A 491-nucleotide genomic window follows, 5' to 3' on the forward strand; every position below is an offset into this window, starting at 1 on the left:
ACTTATCTTAGCGATGTATTTGGTGTGTCGGGCCGCGCTTTACTAGAGTCGGTGATGAACGGTGTTGTGCTGGAGCCAGCAGACGTGAAAGCGAAGGTCAAAACCCAAGTTAGAAAAAAAGTACCCCAGTTGGTTGATGCCTTAAACGGACGCGTGCGAGCCCACCATCGCAAGATGATCCGCAGGCATTACGACCATCTGGAGGTTTTAGAAAAAGAAATTACCGCTTTGGAAGCGGAGATCGAAGACTTGCTTCGCCCATACCAGAAGGAAATCGAACTACTGGATACGATTCCGGGAATCAATAAGGATGCCGCGGCAAATCGGACCCGACATGTCGGTATTTCCGTCGGAAGGGCACCTTGCTTCTTGGGGAGGGAATAACGAAAGCGCCGGTAAAAAAAAGTATGCGAACCCGTAAGGGGAATAAAGGATTAAAGTCCGTGCGATGTCAGGCTGCTTGGGCTGCTGCCAAAACAAAAAACACGCGG

At 50.1% G+C, this 491-nt stretch carries 1 pseudogene; it reads left to right on the top strand.

Annotated features, from left to right (window positions below):
• Positions 1-384: pseudogene (locus PPOP_RS22895) on the top strand (IS110 family transposase); the annotation flags it as partial.
• Positions 385-491: the final 107 nt, after the last annotated feature.

It is taken from the genome of Paenibacillus popilliae ATCC 14706 (genome assembly GCF_000315235.1).
GTDB classification, from domain to species: domain Bacteria; phylum Bacillota; class Bacilli; order Paenibacillales; family Paenibacillaceae; genus Paenibacillus_B; species Paenibacillus_B popilliae.